Source organism: Microbispora sp. NPDC049125 (assembly GCF_040802045.1).
Taxonomy (GTDB): domain Bacteria; phylum Actinomycetota; class Actinomycetes; order Streptosporangiales; family Streptosporangiaceae; genus Microbispora.
In genome coordinates this window covers 1-20,450 of sequence record NZ_JBEZDW010000068.1, presented here as the reverse complement: position 1 = coordinate 20,450, position 20,450 = coordinate 1, and the positions used below count along the sequence as shown (strand labels likewise).

Here is a 20,450-nt window from a genome sequence, read left to right as displayed (position 1 = left end):
CGGCGGGTTTCGGCTTCGATGGGTCGTCGTCCGGGGGACGCTCCTGGGACGTGCCGCCTTTTCCGTTCGCCGGCGACGCTCGCGCCGCGGATGCCCCTGTTCCGGAGGTGCTCAAGGGCACTCTGCTTGATCCGCGTGTGGTCCTGCCGCAGCGCCATGCCGGCGGCGTCGGTGGCGACGATGGTGCCGCCTGGGGTGAGGAGGTCCCCGGTAGCAAGACGCCCGGCGGCATCCCCTGTGGTGAGGCGCCCGATGGCGTCTCCGGTGGAGCGCCGAGTGGCGTGCCCAGTGGCGAGGCATCCGGTGGCAGTGACACGAGCTGCGACAAGCAGTACGACGCGGTCGGCGGTGCTGCCGCCGATGCGTCGGGTGCGTTGGCGGGCCAGTTGCTGGCGATCGCCGCTCGGTTGGCGGTCGCCGCTGTGCCGGACAGTGCTGCGTTGTGCCTGGATGAGGCGGAGATGTTGGTGCGGGCGCGGGATCTGGTGACCTGCGCGTTGGCCGCCCGGGTGGAGCGGGTGCATGTCACCGGTGAGGTCAAGGCGCATGGCCATGCCTCCACCAGCACCTGGCTGCGGTGGCAAACCACGTCACCCCCGGCGGACACCACCACCCCAGGGGCCACCACCCCGGGAACCACCGATCCTGGGGCGACCGACCTGGGGGCGACCGACCCGAGTGACACAGTCGGCTCTCCAGCGGCCGACTCCCCTGAGGTCGGCCCTCAGGAGGGCGGTCCCTACGCGGCGGGCCCTGGCGGAACCCGGGCCGGGAGGATCGGCCCGGGGATGACCAGGGCGGGTGCAGCCCGGATGAAGCGGATCGCGGTGGAGTTGGGGCGTCTGCCCCTGGTGCGGGAGCGGTTCGCCGCCGGCTTGTTGTCGGAGGGGTCGGTTGAGGCGATCACGGCGGTCACCGCAAAGTTGAGCGACGAGCATGCCGCGCAGGCCGAGCCGATCTTGGCGAAGCTGGCCGACACCGCCTCATCGGCCGAGGTGGCCAAGGCCGGCCGATACCTGCGAGAGCTGCTGAACCCGGGCACGCTGGACAAGGAATGCGACGACGACTACGCCGCCCGCTTCCTGCAGCTGCGCCAGTCCCCCACCGGTGGAGTCGAGGGAGAGTTCCACCTGCCGCGCGAGGCTGCCGCCGCGCTGGTGGAGTTCATGACCACCTACGCCCGCCCCAAAGACAAAGACGACGACCGGCCCCTGCGGGTGCGCCAAGCCGACGCCTTCGCCGCCCTGCTCACCAAGAAGGTCTCCACCGAACTCCTCGTCCTGGTCCGCGCCGAATCGATGCCCGACGACGTACCTGCCGCACCCGACACGGACAACAGCAGCGACACCGACCCCCAACAGGACGCCGCCCCCCAACAGGACGAGGACGGCACTTGGCAGGACGACGGCCTCTGGCAGGACGACGGCCTCCGACAGGACGACGACCCCCGGCAGCAGGATGAGGACGACCCCCGGCCGCAGGACGTCAGCCCCGGGCAGGGCACCGACCCCCGGCAGGACGACGGCAGCCGCCCCCGGCAGGATGAGGGCGGTCCCCGGCAGGAGACGGCCTACAACGCCCACACCCCGGACGAGCCGACCACTGTCACCACCGGACCCACCACCGACCCGGCCACCGACCCGGCCACCGATCCAGCCAACGGTCCCACCGCCGACCCGGCCACCGGCCCCGCCGAGCGTGGTCAGCCCGCAAAGCCCGCCGAGTCTGGTCAGACTGCCGGCCAACCCGCCGAGCCGATCCCCACCCCGGCCCTCCAGCAGCACACCGAAACCCACCAACCCGATCATCCCCGGCCACCCGAGGAGCACTCCCGCCAGCAGGCACCACCCGGCGGGACATCCCCGCCCGGGCACGATCACCCGCAACCGGACACAGGCACACGCGCGGGCACCGGCACCGGCGTGGGCGCCGGCACGCGCACCGGCACGCGCACAGACACGGGCGCGGGTGTGCGCGAGGACACCGGCGGGTCTGCGGGTACCGAAGCGTCTGCGGATGCGTGTCGTACGTGTGGGCATGCCCCCGATCGGCTTGCGCCTGGGTTGCTGATCGCCACCGGGCATCTGCTGCCGATCAGCGACATCCACCGCCTGGCCCGCACCTCACGTCTGACCCGCCTGGTCATCAACGCCCAAGGACAAGTCCTCGACATGGGCCGCACCACCCGCCTGGCCACCCCCGCCCAACGACGCGCCCTGCTCGCCCGCTACACCACCTGCTACTGCCAAGGCTGCCCCATCCCCGCCGACATGACCGAAGTCGACCACGTCCACGGCTGGATCGACGACGGCACCACCGACCTCGACCTGCTCGCCCCCGCCTGCACCCACCACAACCGCGACAAATACCACCACCCCCACCGCTACACCACCCACCGCAACCCCGACGGCACCTGGACCCTCCTCCACCACCCCAAACGCCACCACCACATACCCACACCCCACCACTAACCCAGCGCCGCCGACACCGAAGGCATCCCTTGACAAGTCATCGAGCCGCCCACGCCGAGGCGCTCGCCTTCCGGACACGGTGCAAGCAGCCGGCCCAGCCGACCATCCGGTGCCCGCTGGCCTGCTCGTCGTCCCAGCCGACGCTGAACGCGGTCGGTCATCCCCGGCCCAGGCGCGAACCCATGACGATCGACCCCGCAGGCGAATTCGCATCATCACGATTTCGACTCCGCACAGACCCCAGGGTGAGTCAGAGAGACAGTGCGATCCACAGCTCCGCCCGGGCGGCCGGGTCGTCCAGGTCGCGGCCGAGCAGTTCGCTCACCCGCTTCATGCGGTAGCGCAGCGTGTGGCGGTGCACGCCGAGCCGCTGGGCCGCCGCGTCCCAGTGGCCGTTGCTGGCCAGGTAGGCGCGCAGCGACTCGACCAGGTCGGCGCGGGAGCCGTACTCGCGCAGCGGTGCCAGCAGCGCGGCCGCGAACGAAGTGGCGGCGGCGGGGTCGAGCAGCGACAGCAGCCCCTGCCCCGCCAGCTCGGAGAACCGCGCCACCGGGGCGGCGGAGGCGAGTGCCCGCCGCGCCTGGTCCAGGCCGTTCGCGAGAAACGCTCCCGGAGTGCCGACGCCGACGCGGCCGTGCCGGGCTGCCCGCTCCACCATGGCTTCCGCCTCGTCCTGCGGGGCGAGCACCACGAGCGCGCCCTCCCACGGCGCGCTGAAGCAGGGCAGCGCCTCGGCGAGCGCCTCGGCGTCCGACGTCTGGCACGCCAGCACGGTCAGGGGCTCCGGGGGCGGGGGGCCGCCCAGCGCCGACATCGTCGCGGCCGCCGCCTCCCTCTCTCCGGCGAGCAGCAGTCTGAGCACCGCGGCGCGGACCTGCGCCGCGGCCGCCCGCTGTTCGCGGCCCTGTTCGAGCGCGAGCGTGAGCAGGGACCCGGCCGCGTTGACCACCGTGTGCCCGATCGGTGAGAACGAGCGCCGCGTCCCGGCGGCGAAGAAACCCCGGCGTCCCAGGGGCTGGACGACCACATGCTCGCCCGGGGTGGCCAGCGCGAGGCTGGAGACACCGGGAGCGCCCCTCAACCGGGCCAGTTCGGGCGCCAGCATGCGCGCCACGTCCTCGGCCCAGCCCTCGTCTCCCGAGTCCGTACGGCCGCCCAGGCGGCCCTCCGTACGGCCCTCCGCTCGCCGCCCCTCCAAACGCCCCTCCGGGCGGGTCTCCGGGCGGCCCTCCGAGCGGGTCTCCGAGCGGCCCTCGGGACGGCTCTCCGGGCGGCCCTCCGTGCGGCTCTCGGGGCGGCGGGCGGAGCGGCTCTCGGGGTGGCTGTCCGGGGTGTCCGGACGGGTGGGCAACGCGGCCTGTGAGGCGTCCTCGCCGGCTGCCGGCCCCTGGTGCCTCGGCGAGCCGGGTACGCCGGCCGCGTGCCGTACGGCGCCCGCGTCGTCGAGCAGGACGGCCCAGCCGCCGATCTCGCGGGCGAGCCGGTCGATCACGGCGCCCGGGCCCTCCCGCTGGAGGGCGGCGCGGGTGAGGCGGCCCTGGGCGGCGAAGGCGTGGCTGATCTCCTCGTACTGCTCGGCGGCGAGAAGCTCACTGACCGCCTTGCCGATCGCGATGAACGGGGTGTCCCTCGGCACCTCCAGCAGCGGGAGCCCGGCGGCGGACGCCGCCTCCACCAGCGCGGACGGGACCTCGTCGTGACCGAGCCCGACCCCGAACCCCAGCCCGGCGGCGCCCCGCTTGACGAGCCGCGAGACGTACGACGGCGCCCCGCGAGGAGTGAGCCGCATGCCGGTGGTCAGCACCAGCTCTCCGCCCTCCAGGAACGGCGTGGGGTCCTCCAGCTCGCTCACCGCCACCCAGCGGACCGGCCGGTCCAGCGCCTCGCGGCCGGCGAGCACGCCGAGGTGAAGGCGTGCCATCGCCGTCACCCGCCGCAGCGTGGGCGCCACCGCGTTTCCCCCGAATCCATACACAACCGATTTATCCGACTTGGCCAAAAGCCCACCTTCATTCTGCCATGCAGACATATCGGCAGCTGAGGGCGGCGGCCGTACCGTCGGGAGCATGAGCACTGCCACCACGCACGGCGGCCCCGGGCTTCCCCAGGAGCGCCGCCTGGTCACCGAGATCCCCGGCCCCCGCTCCCGTGAGCTGTTCGTGCGCAAGCAGGCCGCCGTGCCGCCGGGCATCGGCGTCACCCTCCCCGTGTTCGTGACCCAGGCGGGCGGCGGGGTCGTCGTCGACGTGGACGGCAACTCGCTCATCGACTTCGGCTCCGGCATCGCCGTGACGAACGTCGGCAACGCCGCTCCCCGCGTGGTCGAGCGGGTGCGCAAGCAGGTCGCCGACTTCACCCACACCTGCTTCATGGTGGCGCCGTACGAGTCGTACGTGGCGGTCTGCGAGAAGCTGAACGAGCTCACACCGGGCGACCACGACAAGCGCACGTTCCTGGTGAACAGCGGCGCCGAGGCCGTCGAGAACGCGGTGAAGGTGGCGCGGCACGCCACCGGCAGGCAGGCCGTCGTCGTCTTCGACCACGGCTACCACGGCAGGACCCTGCTGACGATGACGCTGACGGCCAAGAACATGCCGTACAAGCAGGGCTTCGGGCCGTTCGCCCCCGAGGTCTACCGAGTGCCGCTCGCCTACCCGTTCCGCTGGCCCGGCGGTCCGGACAACTGCGCGGAGGAGGCGGCGGCCGAGGCGATCGACCTGATCGGCAAGCAGATCGGGGCGGAGAACGTCGCGGCCGTGCTGATCGAGCCGATCGCGGGCGAGGGCGGCTTCATCGAGCCCGCCCGCGGATTCCTGCCCAAGATCGCCGAGTACTGCCGGGCCAACGGCATCGTCTTCATCGCCGACGAGGTCCAGACGGGCTTCGCGCGGACCGGCGACCTGTTCGCCTGCGAGGACGAGGGCGTCGTCCCCGACATCATCTGCACGGCCAAGGGCATCGCCGGCGGCCTGCCGCTCGCCGCAGTGACCGGCCGCGCCGAGCTGCTCGACGCCGTACACGTCGGCGGCCTCGGCGGCACCTACGGCGGCAACCCGCTGGCCTGCGAGGCCGCGCTCGGCGTCATCGAGACCATCGAGCAGGACAAGCTGGTGGATCGGGCCCGGCACATCGGCGAGGTCATGCTCCCCCGGCTGCACGCGCTCAAGGAGCGGAACCCGATCGTCGGCGACGTCCGGGGGCGCGGCGCGATGATCGCCATCGAGCTGGTGGTCCCCGGCACCAAGGACCCGTATCCGGCGGCGGAGATCGCCCGGCGGTGCCACGCCGAGGGCCTGCTGGTCCTGACCGCCGGGACGTACGGCAACGTGCTGCGCTTCCTCCCGCCTCTGGTCATCCCGGACCATCTGCTCGACGAGGGGCTGTCGATTCTGGAGCGCGCCCTACAAGGTTGATATGCCCGTTTAAGTACTAACAAAAAGGACACCCGGCTTGAACCCGGGTGTCCTTTTTGTTGCTGTCGGCTCGCGTTATGCCGCGAATTGACCGCCCCTTGGCCCGACCCGCGCCGATCACGCGGGGTAACCGCGTTATAACGGTTCCGATAGGCGATCGAGGGGGGACGTTGATGGGCTGGAACCATGACGGAGCCGAACGCCTCATGCTGACGTTCGACCCGGCCGGTCTGACGACCACGCAGCGGGACGGCGACGCCTGCGTCGTCTGCCACAAGAAATGGCCGCGCCCCCGCGTCAAGGTGGGGTTGCTGCCGGACAACGGCGCCGTGCACGCCTGCGACGACTGCGCCGAGGCCCTGCTGCCCGCACCCGAGGGCCAGGTCCCGCTTCCCCGCCATTCCCGCGCCGCCATGTCCTGACCCAGCCGACCCCGATCCAGCCGGAGATGCCGGACCGAGCTCGGGAGGCTGGGCCCGGGAGGCCGAGCGGGGCCGGCCGCGGAGGCGAGACGGCCAGGGCGGGCAGGGCCGGGCGGGCAGGGCCGGGCGGGCAGGGCCGGGCGGGGCCGAGCGGGCAGGGCCGAGCGGGCAGGGCCGAGCGGGCAGGGCCGGGCGTCATCCCTTGACGTAACCGAAGCCTTTGACGATCAGGCCGTCCCGGACGGTGATCAGGTTCACGCCGCGCACGGAATCCACCTCGCCCGGCCCCCATCGCAGCCGCCACCGGATGACCGCGCGGTCTCCCGCCACCCATACCTCCTCGGGCTCGAACGACGCCTCTCGCGCGCCCACGAACTGCGACCAGAACGCGAGGCAGGCGTCCCGGCCGACGTGCAGCGATCCGTCCGGCGGCGGGCCGGAGTTCTCCAGCACGCAGTCCTCCGCGAGGAGTCCTTCCAGGAGAGCGGGGTCATGACGGAGGAACGCCTCGTTGAACCGGCCTATCACGGCGAGCGTCACCTCGTCGGACATCGCGCCATCCTTCCTCTAGTATGAGACCGATCGGTCCGGGACCGGTCGGTCCATATTGACTGCATGCCTGGATAGCTGTCAACGGGCAAGGTCAGACTCGATCGGAATTCGGCGCACTGGACGACGAAAGGGGACTGATGTGGCGCGAAAGCCGGCCTCCGGCACGAGGAAGCGCATCCTGGACGTCGCCGCCCGGCTGTTCGGGGAGCACGGGGTGCGAGCCGTCGGCATCCAGCAGGTCATCGACGAGACGGGGCTCGGGAAGAGCCAGCTCTATCGCGAGTTCGACGGGAAGGACGACCTGGTCGCGGCCTGGCTGCGCGACAGCGACGCCGCCTGGTGGGAGGTGGCCGACGCGGCGGTCGCGCGCCACGCCGAGGACCCGGCCCGCCAGATCCTCGCCGTGATCGAGCTCGTCTACGACGGCGCGCGCTCCCCCGGCTTCCGGGGCTGCCCGTTCTACAACACCTCGACCGAGTTCCGCGACCCCGGGCATCCGGGGCGACGGGAGGCCGTGACGCACCTGGAGCGGCTGCGGGAGCGTCTCCTCACCCTCGCCGGCGCGGCGGGCGCGACCGACCCCCAGGGGCTCTCGGACGCTCTCATGCTCGTCATCGGCGGCCTCTACGCCAACGGCGCGGCCCTGGGCCCCGACGGACCGGTCCGGCAGGCGCTCACCACGGCTGAGGCCCTGGTGCGCCTGCACTGCCCGCCGCGCTGACCTCCACGCTCCCCGCCTCCACACCGGGTCAGCGGGGGGCGATCCGGGACCAGCGGTCGATCCACTGGTCGTAGCCGGGCGGGCGGGTGGCGAAGACGACTCCCTTGAACGCGCGGGCCTCGCCCACGTGGTAGTCGGCGCAGATCCGCCGGGCACGGCCGGTGCAGGCGCCGGGGTTGGCGGGGGCGAAGCCCATCCACGCCGACGCCTTGCGCTGCACGTCCGCCGTGCTGGTGTAGTCGAGCCATTGGTAGGCGCAGCTGGGATGGGCGGCTGAGGAGGAGACCATCCAGGAGTCGGCCCATCCGGTGACGGGCCGGTCCCCCACCGCCTTCACCGGCCTGTGCCCCCGCTTCAGCACGTCCAGGTGGTAGGGCGTGCCCTGCGCGAGCCGCACGGTCCGGGCGGCGAAGCCCTGCACGACCTCGATCGGGTTGCTCCAGTACAGCCGCCGTCCCGGCGTGCCCGGCTCGAACAGGGCCGCGGCGGCGGCGAGCTGGGCCGGCGTGAGATCGAACGGGTCCTTGATGTCCGCGCCCCGGCCCTTGAGGACGAGCGCGGCGTCCGCGAGGGTCAGGGGGCTGTCCCGGAACATCACGGGGCCCTTGTCCGTGAAGATCGCCTCCGGCCCGCCCGGCCGGACCTTGCCGGAGTCGTAGAGCACCTCGTTCGTGCCCCACAGGTACGGCACGCCGTACACCTGGTCGTCCCGCGTCACCGACGGCAGGTCGCGCAGCCGCGCCGGGATCTGGTCGTAGTCGCCGAGCAGCTCCGTGTTGAGCGGGGCGACCTTGCGCTCGTCGATCAGCCGCCCGCCGACCACAGGCGTCGCGGAGACGACGTCGAACGACGAGGGGTCGAAGTCACCCGGCTTCTCCGGCTGCGCGGGGTCGTAGTACCTGAGGCTGACCTTGCAACCGGTGTCCTGCTCGAAGGTGCCGACCCACTTGACCTTCGGGTCGACCCCGCCCCACTCGGCGTAGCCGTTCAGCGCCATCACGCTGACCGCACCCTCGCCGCGGCCCGCCGACGCGATGGGCGAGGGAGCGGGGCTCCCGGTGCCCGGCGTGGCCGCCGTCGGCGCGGAGGACGCCGGTGACGCCGGTGTCACCGGCACGCCGCTGGAGGCGAGAGCAGAGGCTGAGGCGGAGCCGGAGGGTGTGAAGGCGGCGCCCGCCGTGCCGCCACCCGTGCCACCGCCACCGGTCTGCCCCGGCCCGGCGCACGCCGCGGCCAGCAGCCCGGCTGCGGCTACGGCCAGGTGTCTGCGGCTGACCCCCACGCGGCGACCCCCTCACGAGACGAACGCCACGAGCCTACTGGCCCCGCCGGGCCGGAACGTGTCAGCCGTTCGTCGGGAAGCCCAGGTTGACGCCGCCGTGCGAGGGGTCCAGCCACCGGGAGGTGACGACCTTGCCCCGCGTGTAGAAGTGCACCCCCTCGGTGCCGTGGACATGGGTGTCCCCGAAGAGCGAGGACTTCCAGCCGCCGAAGCTGTAGAACGCCATCGGCACGGGGATCGGCACGTTGATGCCGATCATGCCGACCTCCACCTCGTTCTGGAAGCGCCGGGCGGCGCCGCCGTCGTTGGTGAAGATCGCCGTGCCGTTCCCGTACTCACCGGTGTTGATGAGCTCCAGGCCCTCCTCGTACGACGCCACCCGCACGATCGACAGCACCGGCCCGAAGATCTCCTCACAGTGGACGCGCGAGCCGGGCGGCACGTGGTCGAGGACCGTCGGGCCGAGCCAGAAGCCGTTCCCCCTCCCGCCGCGCACCGGCGTCTCGCGCCCGTCGACGACGAGCTTGGCCCCCTCCTCGACGCCGAGGTCCAGGTAGGACGCCACCTTGTCACGGTGGGCGGCGGTGACGAGCGGGCCCATCTCCGACGCCGGGTCGTCGCCGGGCCCGATCGTCAGCGCGCCCACCCGGGACACGATCTTCTCGACCAGCTCGTCCCCGATCGGGTCGACGGCGAGCACGACCGAGATCGCCATGCACCGCTCGCCGGCCGAGCCGAATCCGGCGGACACCGCCGAGTCGGCGACCAGGTCGAGGTCGGCGTCGGGAAGCACGAGCATGTGGTTCTTCGCGCCGCCGAGCGCCTGGACCCGCTTGCCGTGGGCCGTCCCCGTCTCGTAGACGTACCTGGCGATGGGGGTCGAGCCGACGAACGACACCGCCCTCACCTCCGGATGCTCAAGCAGCCGGTCGACCGCGACCTTGTCGCCCTGCAGGACGTTGAACACGCCGTCCGGCAGCCCGGCCCGCTTCCACAGCTCGGCCATGAGCAGCGAGGCCGACGGGTCCTTCTCGGACGGCTTGAGCACGAACGTGTTCCCGCAGGCGATGGCCACGGGGAACATCCACATCGGCACCATCGCCGGGAAGTTGAACGGCGTGATCCCCGCGACGACCCCGAGCGGCTGGCGGATCGAGTAGGAGTCGACCCGGGTGGAGACGTTCTCCGAGAAGCCGCCCTTGAGCAGGTGGGGGATGCCGCAGGCGAACTCGACGACCTCCAGCCCGCGGGCGACCTCGCCGAGGGCGTCGCCGTGCACCTTGCCGTGCTCGGCCGTGATGAGCGCCGCCAGGTCGTCGCGGTGGGCGTCCACCAGCTCCCGGAAACGGAACAGGATCTGCGCCCGCTTCACCAGGGACGTGTCGCGCCACGCGGGGTAGGCCCGCGCCGCGGCGTCCACCGCCGCGTCAGCGTCCTCCGGCGACGCGAGCGTGACCGCGCCGCTCACCTGCCCGGTGGCGGGGTCGAACAGGTCCGCCGTACGGCTGCCGGGGCCGGCGGGGGCTCCGTCGATCCAGTGACTAACGCGCTTCATCGTTGACGGTCTCCAGAGCCGTGACGAGGATGCCGAGGCCCTCGCGGGCCTCGTCCTCGGTGAGCGTGAGCGGCGGGGCCATGCGCAGCGTGGCGCCGTGCAGCCCGCCCTTGCCCGCGAGCAGGCCGAGCTTCTTGGTCTCCTCCATGAACCGGGCGGCCAGGGCGGGCGCGGGCTGCCCGGTGGCGGGGTCGGCCAGCTCGACGGCGAACATCAGGCCCCTGCCCCGGACGTCGCCGACGACGGGCAGGCGCCCGGCCGCCTCGCGCAGGCCGGTGAGGATGATCTCCCCGGTCCGCGCGGCGTTGGCCTGCAGGTCGTGGTCGAGCACGTAGTCGAGCGTCGCGTTGGCGGCGGCGGTGGCGATCGGGTTGCCGCCGAAGGTGGACAGGCCGATCGCCTGCGGCGCGTCCATCAGGTCGCCGCGCGCGACCACGCCGCCGATCGCGAAGCCGTTCCCGACACCCTTGGCGAAGGTGATCATGTCGGGGGTGACGCCGTGGTTCTGGATGCCCCAGAAGGCCGAGCCGGTACGGCCCCAGCCGGTCTGCACCTCGTCCGACACGAACAGGATGCCCTCCTCATCGAGGACCTCCTTGTACGCGGCGAACAGCCCGTCGGGGGCCATCGTGAAGCCGCCGACGCCCTGGATGGGCTCGGCGATCAGCGCGGCGACGTCCTTGGAGACCGCGGTCGCCAGCACGTGGCGCAGGTCGTCGGTGCAGGCGGCGATGTAGTCGGCGTCGGACATCCCGCGGAACTGCGCGAGATGCCGGTCGGCGCCGTGCAGGAAGTGCACGTTCAGCGGCGACAGCGAGTTGTTCTTCCACGAGCGGTTGGAGGTGACGCTGATCGCGCCGAACGACCGGCCGTGGTAGCTCTGCCGCATCGCGAGCACCTGGTCGGAGCCGCGGACGTAGGTGGCCAGCAGCAAAGCCGTCTCGTTGGCCTCTGTGCCGGAGTTGGTGAAGAACACCTTGGCGTCCGGGATGCCCGACAGCCGCGCGATCTTCTCGGCGAGCTCGACCTGGCCGCGCAGCAGGTAGAGCGTGGAGGTGTGCACCACCCCGGTGGCCAGCTGCCGTTCGACGGCCTCCCGCACCTCGGGCACGTCGTACCCGATCATGTTGGTGAGGATCCCCGCGAAGAAGTCGAGGTAGGTCTTGCCGTTCGCGTCGGTGACGCGGTTGCCCTTGCCCCCCACGATCTCGATGGGCTCGTTGTAGTACAGGGCCATCCAGTTCGGCATGACCGCGCGATGACGTGCGAGAAGGTCGGGCATACTTCGAGTATCGCCGCTGACGGGCGGACTGCCCCACCCGTCAGCATGTCGGGATACTTCAGATTCGCCTTACATCATGCCGTGACGGTCAGGCCACCGGCTGGGGCTCGGCGGCCGGCTGGGGCGCGGTGCGCCGCAGGACCAGGAAGGCGACCACGGCCGCGGCGATGGAGCAGCCGAGCCCGACCAGTGAGCCGACGGACATCGCGGACACGAACGCATCGCGCCCGGCCCGGGCGACGGCCGGGTCCCCGAGGGCCAGCGCGCCACTGATCGACTCACGGGCCGCCTCCGGCGCCGACTCAGGCATCGAGGCCGTGTACATCCCGGCGAGGACGCTGCCGAGGACCGCCACGCTGAGCGCCATGCCGACCTGCTGCACGGTGTCGTTCAGCGCCGACCCCACCCCGGCGTGGTCGGGCGGGACCGCGCCCATCAGGGTCGCGTACGCCGCCGGACCGGCGAGGCCGCCGCCGACACCCATGATCATCAGGCTGGTGATCAGCGTGCCGTACCCGTAGGTCAGCGTGGACAGGACGCCGAAGCCCACCCCCATGATGAGCAGCCCGGCGACGATGAGCGTCCGGTTGCTGATCTTCTTGCCCAGTGTGGCGCCGAGGCCGTTGAAGACCATCGCCGCGACGACGTACGGCAGGAGCGCCAGGCCGGCCTTGAGCGGCTCGTAGCCGAGGACGAACTGGAGATACTGCGTGAGCGCCAGCATGAGCGCGCCCGCGCCGAACGACAGCAGCACGATGGAGAAGCTGGCGCCGCTGAACGACCGGTCACGGAACAGCCCGAGGGGCAGCAGCGGGTGCGGCGTCCGGCGCTCCCACAGCACGAAGCCGAGCAGCGCGACCACCGCTCCCACGATGAGCAGCGGGTTCAGGTCACCCGCCGGGGCCGAGATGACGGCCCACACGAGCCCGCCCATGCCCGCGATGGACAGCACGACGCCGACCGGGTCGACCCCGCGGGGCGAGCCGTACGTCTCGGGCATCAGGACGAGGGCCGCCACGATCGCCAGGACGGCGATGGGGACGTTGAGCAGGAAGACCGAGCCCCAGTAGTAGTGCTGGAGCAGGAAGCCGCCCAGCGTCGGCCCGGCGATCACGCCCACCATGGCCACCGAGCTCCACGCGGCGAACGCCTTGCGCCGCTCCGTCTCGTCGAACACGGTGATCAGGATGGAAAGGGTCGACGGCATGACGCACGCGCCGCCGGCGCCCATCAGCGCGCGGGCGGCGATGAGCTGCCACGGCTCGGCCGCGAGCGTGGCCGCGAGCGAGGCGCCGCCGAACAGCACCAGGCCGATCATGAGGACGCGGCGCCTGCCGTACCGGTCCGACAGGCTGCCGGCCGTCAGCAGGAGGCCGGCGAAGACCAGGACGTACGCGTCGATGACCCACTGGACGTCCTGCGGAGTCGCGCCGAGATCGCGCATGAGCGACGGGATCGCCAGGTTGAGCACGGTGTTGTCCACGACCAGCGTCAACAGGCTGAGACACAGGACGGCCAGGATCCACCAGCGTCGGGGATGGGACACGTGAACTCCTCGTACAGTGTGCGATTCGACTCGCACACTGTACGACAGCCTCGAACGCAGTGCGAGCGAATATCCTGGGCCCGTGCCACCGAAGCCGTTCTCATCGGTCTGGACGCGCGAGCACAGGGGGCCGCGCGAGCAGGGCCTCAGCCGTGACCAGATCGTCCGGGCGGCCCTGGAGATCCTGGACGCCGACGGGCTCGACGCGCTCAGCATGCGCAAGCTCGGCGCGCGGCTCGGAGCGGGCGCCACCAGCCTCTACTGGCATGTGGCCCACAAGGACGAGCTCATCGAGCTCGTCATGGACGAGGTCTACGGCAAGGTCGCCGTCCCCGAGGAGGCCTCCTGGCGCGAGACCGCCGGCGTCTTCGCGTACGGCCTGCGCCACGCGATCCTCGATCACCCGTGGAGCGCCGGCCTGATCGGGGTCGTCCCCGCCCTCGGCCCGAACGCCCTGACGGCCGCCGACCGCCTCATGGGCGCGTTCGTCCGCGCCGGCTTCGAGGGCATCGACGTGGACTACGCCGTCACGGCCGTCGTCGCGTTCACCCTGGGAGCGACCGTCCCCGAGGTCGCCTGGCTGAACGCCATGGCCGCCTCCGGCACGGACATGGACAAGCTGCACGCCGACATCGGGCCGGTCGTCGTGAAGCTGGCGTCCGAGCGACCCCACCTGCGGCAGCGGTACGAGAACTACACCGGCGAGAAGTTCGACCCGCACGTCGCCCGGCGGCTCGCCTTCGACTTCGGGCTGATGGCCCTCCTCGACGGGCTCCAGGCCCGCCTGCCGTCCTCCCCGTGAACGACCGCCACTGTGTCAGCTACTGGCAGGTCAGGTTTACATGTTGATCAGGTAGCCTCTTCCCATGCTGCCCACCGTCGCCGATGTGCTCGCGCTGGACCCCGTCCGGCGGGGCAACCCGCGGGTGGTGGCGGGCGGCGACCGGCTGGAGACCCGGGTCCGCTGGGTGCACGTGGGAGAGGTCCACGACATCGCCCACCTGCTGCGCGGCGGAGAGCTGGTCCTGACCACCGGAGTGGCCCTGCCCGGCGAGCCCGACAAGCTGGCGGAGTACATCTCCGATCTCGCCGCCGTCGGAGCCTCCGGCCTGATCGTCGAGCTGGGGCGCAGGTTCGTCCGCGAGTTGCCCCGCGCGGTGATCAGGGCGGCCGAGGAGCACGGGCTCCCGCTCGTCACGCTGGCCCGTGAGACGCCCTTCGTGCAGATCACCGAGTCCGTGCACGCGCGCATCATCGACATCCAGCTCCAGGAGTTACGGGCCTCCGAGCAGCTCCACGAGGTGTTCACCGAGCTGTCGGTCGAGGGCGCCTCACCCGGCGAGGTGCTGACCCAGGTGGCCCGCTTCGCCGGCTGCCCGGTGGTGCTGGAGAACCTGGCCCACCAGGTGCTCGCCTGCGACGCCGCGGGCGGCGACACCGGGACGCTGCTCGCCAACTGGGAGACCCGGTCCCGCTCCGTCTCACCCGGGGAGCGGACGGCCTACGACGACGCCGCGGGCTGGCTGGTCACGATGGTGGGCGCGCGCGGGCAGGACTGGGGAAGGCTGATCCTGCTCTGCGACAGCCGGCCGAGCCCGCGCGACATCGTGCTCGCCGAGCGGGCGGCCACCACGCTCGCCCTCAGCCGGCTGCTGGAGCGGCACCAGGAGTCGCTGGAGCGGCAGGCTCACGGCACGATCATCACGGGCATCCTCACCCACGCCTACTCCGACCCCGACGAGGCCGCCGCGCGCGCCCGCGCCGTCGGCGTGCCCCTCACCGGGCGCAGGCTGATCAGCGCCGTCATCCGCCTCACCGCCCCGACCGGCACCTCGACCGGCACCGCGCTCGGCGAGCAGGCGCGGCTCGGCGAGCTGGCCGAGGCCACGGCGGCCGCCTGCCGGGAGGCCCGGCTGCCCGCACTGGTCGGCGCGCTGGACCAGAACCGGGTCGGGGTGCTGCTGCCGCTGCCGCCCCGCTCGGTCGCGGAGACGGCGCTGGGCACGCTGGCCGACCGCCTCAAGGCCACGTTCCCGACTCCCTTCGTGCTTGCGGCCGGCTCGGTGGTCGAGTCCGTCAAGGACGTACGGCGGAGCTTCCTGGAGGCCGAGCAGGTCGCGGACGTGGCGGTCCGCCAGCCCGACGGCCGGGCGTTCTACCGCCTGCCCGACCTGCGGCTGCGCGGCCTGCTCCACCTGCTGCGCGACGACGCCCGGCTGCAGACGTTCGCCGAACGCGAACTGGGGGCGCTGCTCGCCCACGACGCCCAGCGGCGCGGCGACCTGACCAGGATTCTGCGCATCTACCTCGACGCGGGGCGCAACAAGGCGGTGGCGGCCCAGAAGGCCCACCTGTCCCGGCCGGCCTTCTACGACCGGCTCCGCCGGCTGGAGCGGATCCTGGAGACCGACCTCGACGACGTCGAGTCCTGCATGTCCCTGCACGTCGCGCTGCTGGCGTTGGAGACGTTCCGCCGCGACACCGTCTGACCCTGGAAGGTCCTGCATCGATGAGAGCCCGCGACTTCGGCATTGTCGTCAGCACCGGCACACCCGGGCCGTACAACGCGATCACCGACGTGCCCGGCGTGCGCGTCGGCCACACCACGCTGATCAGCGGGAGCGGCCCCCGCGTCGTGGGCGAGGGCCCGATCCGCACCGGCGTCACCGTGGTGCTGCCGCACGAGGGCTCGGCGTTCGACGAGCCGCTCTACGCCGGGATCCACTGGCTGAACGGCAACGGCGAGATCACCGGCATGGCGTTCCTGCAGGAGTTCGGGCTGCTCGGCTCGCCGGTCGGGCTGACCAACACCGCATCGGTGGGCGTGGTCCGCGACGCGCTCGTGGAGATCGAGGTGGGCTCGCTCGGCAAGGGCAGGCACGCCTGGTCGCTGACCGTGGTGGGTGAGACCTGGGACGGCATGCTCAACGACATCGACGGCCAGCACGTGCGGGCCGCACACGTCCGGGAGGCGTTCGACGCCGCGTCGGGCGGCCCGGTCGCCGAGGGCGCGGTCGGCGGCGGCACGGGCATGATCTGCCACGGTTTCAAGGGCGGCATCGGGACGGCCTCGCGGACCGCGGACGGCTACACCGTGGGGGTGCTGGTCCAGGCCAACCACGGCCGGCGCGACCGGCTCACCGTCAACGGCGTCAACGTCGGCCGGGCCCTCCCCCCGTCGGGCCTGCCGCACGAGGGGGCCGGCTCGATCATCGGCATCCTCGCCACGGACGCCCCGCTCCTGCCCCACCAGTGCCGGAGGATGGCGCAGCGGGCCGCACTGGGGGTCGCCAGGACCGGCGGCGCCGGCGAGAACTCCAGTGGAGACGGCTTCCTGTGCTTCTCCACCGGCAACCGCCACCTGCCGGCCAACTCGCTCGACGCGAACGGCCCGCGGACGTTCCCGGTCACCGTCCTCGCCGACGAGTACCTCGACCCGCTCTTCTACGCCGTCATCGAGGCGACGGAAGAGGCGATCGTCAACGCCCTCGTGGCCGCCGAGACGATGACCGGTGCAGACGATTTGACCGTTCCAGGGCTCGATGGGCGACTTCTCGCCTCCATGCTGACTTCCGATAAGTAGGAATGTCGTCCCAGGTGTAAAACTACTGCCACCCGACTACTCTCCGTACACTCGCGCACACGCGGGGATCGTGCTTCCCTCGAAACGTGCAGACGATGAGCGAACCGCAAATCAGCCCGGCGATCGTGGTCCGGGCCCTTTCCGCCCGCTTCCCCCGGTGGACGATCTGGTGGGGCCAGGCCACCGCGCACTACTGGGGCATGTCGCGGCGCGGCGACGGGCTGCTCGTCCATGTCGAGGCGCCGTCGGCGCAGGAGTTCGTCCGGCGGGCCAAGGAGATCGACTCACGCACACCCTGACGCCAGCACGCCCGGACCCACCGCCCCCTGAGGCCCCGCCGCCTTGAGGCCCCTGGCGCCTGAGGCCCTGGCGCACGCCACGAAGGACATATGAGCTGCTTTGCGCCGATCATCCGGTTCTGATGGATCGCCGACTGGAACTCTGGGTGGATTCTCATGCTGTTTGCCGCGTTTCGCCCCTCCTCCCCCGCCATTCTCGCCACGATGGTCCCTTAAGGATCACCATTGGGGAGAAAACCGCATGAGACGCCGCTTGACCGTCGGGGTCGTCACCCTGGCCATGACGATGACCACCCTTTCGGCCCCGGCGCTCGCCGACCCCGTCGCCGGGCTCCCGGCGACGAGCTTTCCGCTGGGCACGCCCGGGATCCCGAAGACGGCGTCGAAGAGCCTCGCCCCCGGAGTCAGCTACTTCACCGTCTCGCACGGCCGCTCCAAGGACGGCTACACGGTGAGCGTCGTCGTCGCCGGCAAGGACTTCATGTCGGAGGCGACCGCGCAGACGCAGGCGGAGGCCGTGCAGCTGGCGGGCCTCACGCCCACGGTCGTGAAGTTCACCCGGCCCGCGGTGGCCGACTTCCCCGCCGCCGACTACTTCATGGTGCGGGTGGGCGCCTGGCCGCTGAGCAAGAAGGACGAGGCCGCCAAGGTCGTGAAGCAGCTCAAGGACGCGGGCGTCAGCGCCAAGGTCGACTTCCAGGGGGACGACGGCTTCGTGACCACCGGGCCGTGGAAGGTCCGGGTCATCGTCGTCGATCCCCGCACGTTCCGCGGATCGTTCCGCTCCTCGATCGGGACCAGCGTGTCCAAGCGCGAGAAGGTCTCGGCGATGGCCGCGTCCGCCAAGGCGCTCGTCGGCGTCAACGGCGGCTTCTTCGACATCCACACCCTGCCGGCGTTCCGCGGCGACCCCACCGGCATCTCGGTGGTGGGCGGCAAGCTGCTCAGCGAGGCGGTGGCGGGCCGCGTCGGCCTGGTGCTCAAGGGCCGCACGGCCCGTGTCACCGAGCTGTCGTCCACGGTCGTCGCGAAGGCCGGCGACGGGGCCGCCGTCCAGGTGACCGGCCTCAACCGGGTGCCCAAGCCCGACGAGCTCGTCCTCTACACCGAGGAGATCGGGCGGGAGACGCCGAAGGACGACGGCGTCGAGGCCGTGCTCGACGCGGCCGGCAAGGTCACCGCGGTGCGCGACCCGGGCGCTCGCGTGGCCAAGGGAACGCGGGTCCTCCACGGGGTGGGGGCCGCGGCCGACTGGCTGTGGGAGCACGCCCCGAAGGACGCCACGGTGAAGGTGACGACCAGGGTCACCGACCTGAGGACGCACAAGGCCATCCCCCTCACCTCGGAGACCAGCATCATCGGCGGCGCCATCGGCCTCGTCCGCGGCGGACGGACCTCGATCACCGCCTCACGGGACGGCATGGCGAACGTCAACATGATCCTGCGCAGGCACCCGCGCACGCTCGCCGGAGTCACCAAGAACGGCAAGCTCATCATCGCCGTCGTGGACGGCCGCGCTCCCGGGTCCACCGTCGGCGCCTCGTTCTTCGAGGCGGCGGAGCTGATGCGCTGGCTCGGCGCGCGTGACGCCGTCAACCTCGACGGCGGCGGCTCCAGCGCGATGGTGATCGGCAAGAAGGTGGTGAACCACCCGTCCGACGGGGTGGAGCGTGGCGTCGGCGACGCACTGCTGGTCGTCGGCCCCCGCTGAGCCCTGGGGGGATCAGCGGGTGGTGAGCCGGGCGATGGCGTCGTCGTCGCAGGTGTCCCAGAACGTGCCGACGAGGTCTTCGAGGTGGTCGAACGAGGCCGCCTCGAAGAGCACCTCCTGATATTTCGTGATGTCGTAATGCGTGGTGCCCATCGCCGCGAGGTCGAGGGGACGGATGTCCATCCCGCGGAACTCCTCGATCTCCCCGTACGAGCTGAGGATGCCCGCGCCGTACGCCTTGAGCTCGCCGCCCTCCCGCATCACCCCGAACTCGAGGGTGAACCAGAACACCTTCGAGACGAACTCCAGCGCCTCGTCGCTCTCGACCCGCAGCGCCGCGCGGCCGGCGGCCCGGTAGAGCTCCGCGAAGCGGGGTGAGGCCAGGGTGTTGGCGTGCCCGATGACCTCGTGGACGATGTCGGGCTCGGGAGTGTAGAAGGGCACCGAGTGGTGCCTGATGTACTGCGTGGAGTGGAACAGGCCTTTCGCGAGCACGCCGTAGAACTCCCGCAACGGCACCAGCCCGGCCGCCGGCAGGTAGCGGAAGCCCGTCAGCGGCTCAAGCAGGTCGCCGACCTCTTCGAGCTGGGGGATGCGGTCCCCGGGCAGGCCGAGCTTCGCGGCTCCGTCAAGGAACTCGCGGACGGCGTACCGATCGTGCTTGACGGCCAGCTCCTTGGTGACGAGCGCCCAGACGTGGTGCTCCTCATCGGTGTACTCGGCGTGGGGAATCGGATCACCAGGAGTGTGGCCCAGGGCGAGCGCGGCGATGGCGTTGCGCCGCTCGCGGTAGACGGCGTCCGCGAAACCAGGATGGGTGGTGGCCAGCTCGACCACGACCGAACCGTCGTCCCGCGTCGCCACTGGGGCGAAGTACTGCGCTTCCTCGAACATAGAGCCATATGACAGCAACTAGCGGTTTCGCTGGCAAGAGCGACCAGTCATGGTGGGCAGAACGCACAATCTGACACTCTTTCCAGTGATTTGGCTGGCCGATCCGACCAGGCGGGGCGTACCCTCGGGCGCATGCTGGACTCACTCGACAGCCGACTGCTCGTCACCATGCGCGCCAACCCCCGCATCGGGCTGACGGAGCTGGCCCGGCTGCTCGGAGTTGCCAGGGGGACGGTGCAGGCCCGGGTGGAGAAGCTGACGATGCGGGGAGTCATCAGCGACTTCGGGCCGACGGTGGCCGCGGAGGAGATCGGCTATCCCATCCTCGCCTTCGCGTCGCTGCAGATCGCCCAGGGCAAGCTGACCGAGGCGGTGCAGACGCTCGCAGGCATCCCCGAGATTCTCGAGGTGTACGGCACGAGCGGCCAGGCGGACCTGCTGTGCCGGGTGGTGGCGCGGAGCACGCCGCACCTCCAGGAGATCATCGCCAGGATCCTCGCCTCGCCGGCGGTGCAGCGCACCGACACGACGATCGCCCTGTCGACCCAGATCCCTTTCCGCATCGAGCCGCTGCTGGGCGCGGCGGTCACCGCATAGCCGCCACCCGGTTAGGCGCATCGGTAAAAACAGAAAAAGCCACCCCATTCGGGGTGGCTTCTCCTGGTGGAACAAATGATTGTCCGGCGGTGTCCTACTCTCCCACACCGTCCCCGGTGCAG

The 20,450-nt window shown here is 71.6% G+C and carries 17 protein-coding genes; 10 read left to right on the top strand and 7 right to left on the bottom strand.

Going from position 1 to position 20,450, the window contains the following annotated elements:
* Positions 1–2,471, top strand: a 2,471-nt coding sequence (locus tag AB0B72_RS39175) for a DUF222 domain-containing protein (RefSeq protein WP_367744777.1), incomplete at its 5' end; no start/stop codon positions are given.
* Positions 2,472–2,721: 250 nt separating this feature from the next.
* Here AB0B72_RS39175 and AB0B72_RS39170 read toward each other — a convergent pair.
* Positions 2,722–4,392 carry a PucR family transcriptional regulator ligand-binding domain-containing protein gene (locus tag AB0B72_RS39170; RefSeq protein ID WP_367744778.1) on the bottom strand — a complete coding sequence of 557 codons (1,671 nt, stop codon included), beginning with the start codon at positions 4,390–4,392 and terminating at the stop codon, positions 2,722–2,724.
* A gap of 145 nt (positions 4,393–4,537) precedes the next feature.
* On the opposite strand from AB0B72_RS39170, the gene gabT reads away from it, so the two are divergent.
* Together gabT and AB0B72_RS39160 are read left to right on the top strand one after the other, a co-directional pair.
* Positions 4,538–5,884 (top strand): 4-aminobutyrate--2-oxoglutarate transaminase, encoded by a 1,347-nt coding sequence (gene gabT, locus AB0B72_RS39165; protein WP_367744776.1) that lies wholly within the window; start codon positions 4,538–4,540, stop codon positions 5,882–5,884.
* Positions 5,885–6,057: 173 nt separating this feature from the next.
* Entirely contained in the window at positions 6,058–6,306 is a 249-nt protein-coding gene (locus AB0B72_RS39160; protein WP_367744775.1) for a hypothetical protein, read from the top strand.
* Positions 6,307–6,501: 195 nt separating this feature from the next.
* Here the strand turns inward: AB0B72_RS39160 and AB0B72_RS39155 are convergent, their stop codons facing one another.
* On the bottom strand, positions 6,502–6,858 hold the full coding sequence (locus tag AB0B72_RS39155) for a nuclear transport factor 2 family protein (RefSeq protein WP_367744774.1): 357 nt from the start codon (positions 6,856–6,858) through the stop codon (positions 6,502–6,504).
* 139 nt (positions 6,859–6,997) lie between these two features.
* Here AB0B72_RS39155 and AB0B72_RS39150 point away from each other — a divergent pair, with 139 nt between their 5' ends.
* Entirely contained in the window at positions 6,998–7,579 is a 582-nt protein-coding gene (locus AB0B72_RS39150) for a TetR/AcrR family transcriptional regulator (RefSeq protein WP_367744773.1), read from the top strand.
* A gap of 28 nt (positions 7,580–7,607) precedes the next feature.
* Here the strand turns inward: AB0B72_RS39150 and AB0B72_RS39145 are convergent, their stop codons facing one another.
* From AB0B72_RS39145 to AB0B72_RS39130, 4 genes are all read right to left on the bottom strand, one after another.
* Complete coding sequence (locus tag AB0B72_RS39145) at positions 7,608–8,861, bottom strand: extracellular solute-binding protein (RefSeq protein WP_367744771.1); 1,254 nt, start codon at positions 8,859–8,861, stop codon at positions 7,608–7,610.
* A 61-nt stretch (positions 8,862–8,922) separates the two neighbouring features.
* Complete coding sequence (locus AB0B72_RS39140) at positions 8,923–10,416, bottom strand: CoA-acylating methylmalonate-semialdehyde dehydrogenase (protein ID WP_367744769.1); 1,494 nt, start codon at positions 10,414–10,416, stop codon at positions 8,923–8,925.
* Positions 10,403–11,698 (bottom strand): aspartate aminotransferase family protein, encoded by a 1,296-nt coding sequence (locus tag AB0B72_RS39135; RefSeq protein ID WP_367744768.1) that lies wholly within the window; start codon positions 11,696–11,698, stop codon positions 10,403–10,405. Before AB0B72_RS39135 ends, AB0B72_RS39140 begins: the two co-directional genes overlap by 14 nt.
* Positions 11,699–11,786: 88 nt before the next feature.
* Positions 11,787–13,244: an MFS transporter gene (locus AB0B72_RS39130; protein WP_367744767.1), complete on the bottom strand. Its 1,458-nt coding sequence runs from the start codon at positions 13,242–13,244 to the stop codon at positions 11,787–11,789.
* A gap of 82 nt (positions 13,245–13,326) precedes the next feature.
* Here AB0B72_RS39130 and AB0B72_RS39125 point away from each other — a divergent pair, with 82 nt between their 5' ends.
* The 5 genes from AB0B72_RS39125 to AB0B72_RS39105 all read left to right on the top strand — a co-directional run bounded on the left by AB0B72_RS39125 (position 13,327) and on the right by AB0B72_RS39105 (position 18,837).
* Positions 13,327–14,046: a TetR/AcrR family transcriptional regulator C-terminal domain-containing protein gene (locus AB0B72_RS39125; RefSeq protein WP_367744765.1), complete on the top strand. Its 720-nt coding sequence runs from the start codon at positions 13,327–13,329 to the stop codon at positions 14,044–14,046.
* 64 nt (positions 14,047–14,110) lie between these two features.
* Positions 14,111–15,733 (top strand): PucR family transcriptional regulator, encoded by a 1,623-nt coding sequence (locus AB0B72_RS39120; RefSeq protein ID WP_367744764.1) that lies wholly within the window; start codon positions 14,111–14,113, stop codon positions 15,731–15,733.
* 20 nt (positions 15,734–15,753) lie between these two features.
* Positions 15,754–16,827, top strand: coding sequence for a P1 family peptidase (locus AB0B72_RS39115; protein ID WP_367744763.1), 1,074 nt, complete (start codon positions 15,754–15,756; stop codon positions 16,825–16,827).
* A gap of 95 nt (positions 16,828–16,922) precedes the next feature.
* Positions 16,923–17,126 (top strand): hypothetical protein, encoded by a 204-nt coding sequence (locus AB0B72_RS39110; RefSeq protein ID WP_367744762.1) that lies wholly within the window; start codon positions 16,923–16,925, stop codon positions 17,124–17,126.
* Positions 17,127–17,367: 241 nt separating this feature from the next.
* Positions 17,368–18,837: a phosphodiester glycosidase family protein gene (locus AB0B72_RS39105; RefSeq protein ID WP_367744760.1), complete on the top strand. Its 1,470-nt coding sequence runs from the start codon at positions 17,368–17,370 to the stop codon at positions 18,835–18,837.
* A gap of 12 nt (positions 18,838–18,849) precedes the next feature.
* Here AB0B72_RS39105 and AB0B72_RS39100 read toward each other — a convergent pair whose 3' ends face one another.
* The gene (locus AB0B72_RS39100; protein ID WP_367744759.1) at positions 18,850–19,731 is read right to left on the bottom strand and encodes a phenylalanine 4-monooxygenase; all 882 of its coding nucleotides are present in this window, start codon (positions 19,729–19,731) and stop codon (positions 18,850–18,852) included.
* A gap of 132 nt (positions 19,732–19,863) precedes the next feature.
* Here AB0B72_RS39100 and AB0B72_RS39095 point away from each other — a divergent pair, with 132 nt between their 5' ends.
* A complete protein-coding gene (locus AB0B72_RS39095) occupies positions 19,864–20,328 on the top strand; it encodes an Lrp/AsnC family transcriptional regulator (protein WP_367744758.1) in 465 nt (154 codons plus the stop codon).
* Positions 20,329–20,450 lie beyond the last annotated feature (122 nt).

Excerpts from the sequence above, each read along its gene's own strand:
- AB0B72_RS39105 (WP_367744760.1), top strand. The coding sequence starts at position 17,368 with ATGAGACGCCGCTTGACCGTCGGGGTCGTCACCCTGGCCATGACGATG.
- AB0B72_RS39115 (WP_367744763.1), top strand. The coding sequence starts at position 15,754 with ATGAGAGCCCGCGACTTCGGCATTGTCGTCAGCACCGGCACACCCGGG.
- AB0B72_RS39120 (WP_367744764.1), top strand. The coding sequence starts at position 14,111 with ATGCTGCCCACCGTCGCCGATGTGCTCGCGCTGGACCCCGTCCGGCGG.
- AB0B72_RS39100 (WP_367744759.1), bottom strand. The coding sequence starts at position 19,731 with ATGTTCGAGGAAGCGCAGTACTTCGCCCCAGTGGCGACGCGGGACGAC.
- AB0B72_RS39110 (WP_367744762.1), top strand. The coding sequence starts at position 16,923 with ATGAGCGAACCGCAAATCAGCCCGGCGATCGTGGTCCGGGCCCTTTCC.
- AB0B72_RS39160 (WP_367744775.1), top strand. The coding sequence starts at position 6,058 with ATGGGCTGGAACCATGACGGAGCCGAACGCCTCATGCTGACGTTCGAC.
- AB0B72_RS39140 (WP_367744769.1), bottom strand. The coding sequence starts at position 10,416 with ATGAAGCGCGTTAGTCACTGGATCGACGGAGCCCCCGCCGGCCCCGGC.
- AB0B72_RS39155 (WP_367744774.1), bottom strand. The coding sequence starts at position 6,858 with ATGTCCGACGAGGTGACGCTCGCCGTGATAGGCCGGTTCAACGAGGCG.
- gabT (WP_367744776.1), top strand. The coding sequence starts at position 4,538 with ATGAGCACTGCCACCACGCACGGCGGCCCCGGGCTTCCCCAGGAGCGC.
- AB0B72_RS39095 (WP_367744758.1), top strand. The coding sequence starts at position 19,864 with ATGCTGGACTCACTCGACAGCCGACTGCTCGTCACCATGCGCGCCAAC.
- AB0B72_RS39135 (WP_367744768.1), bottom strand. The coding sequence starts at position 11,698 with ATGCCCGACCTTCTCGCACGTCATCGCGCGGTCATGCCGAACTGGATG.
- AB0B72_RS39170 (WP_367744778.1), bottom strand. The coding sequence starts at position 4,392 with ATGGCACGCCTTCACCTCGGCGTGCTCGCCGGCCGCGAGGCGCTGGAC.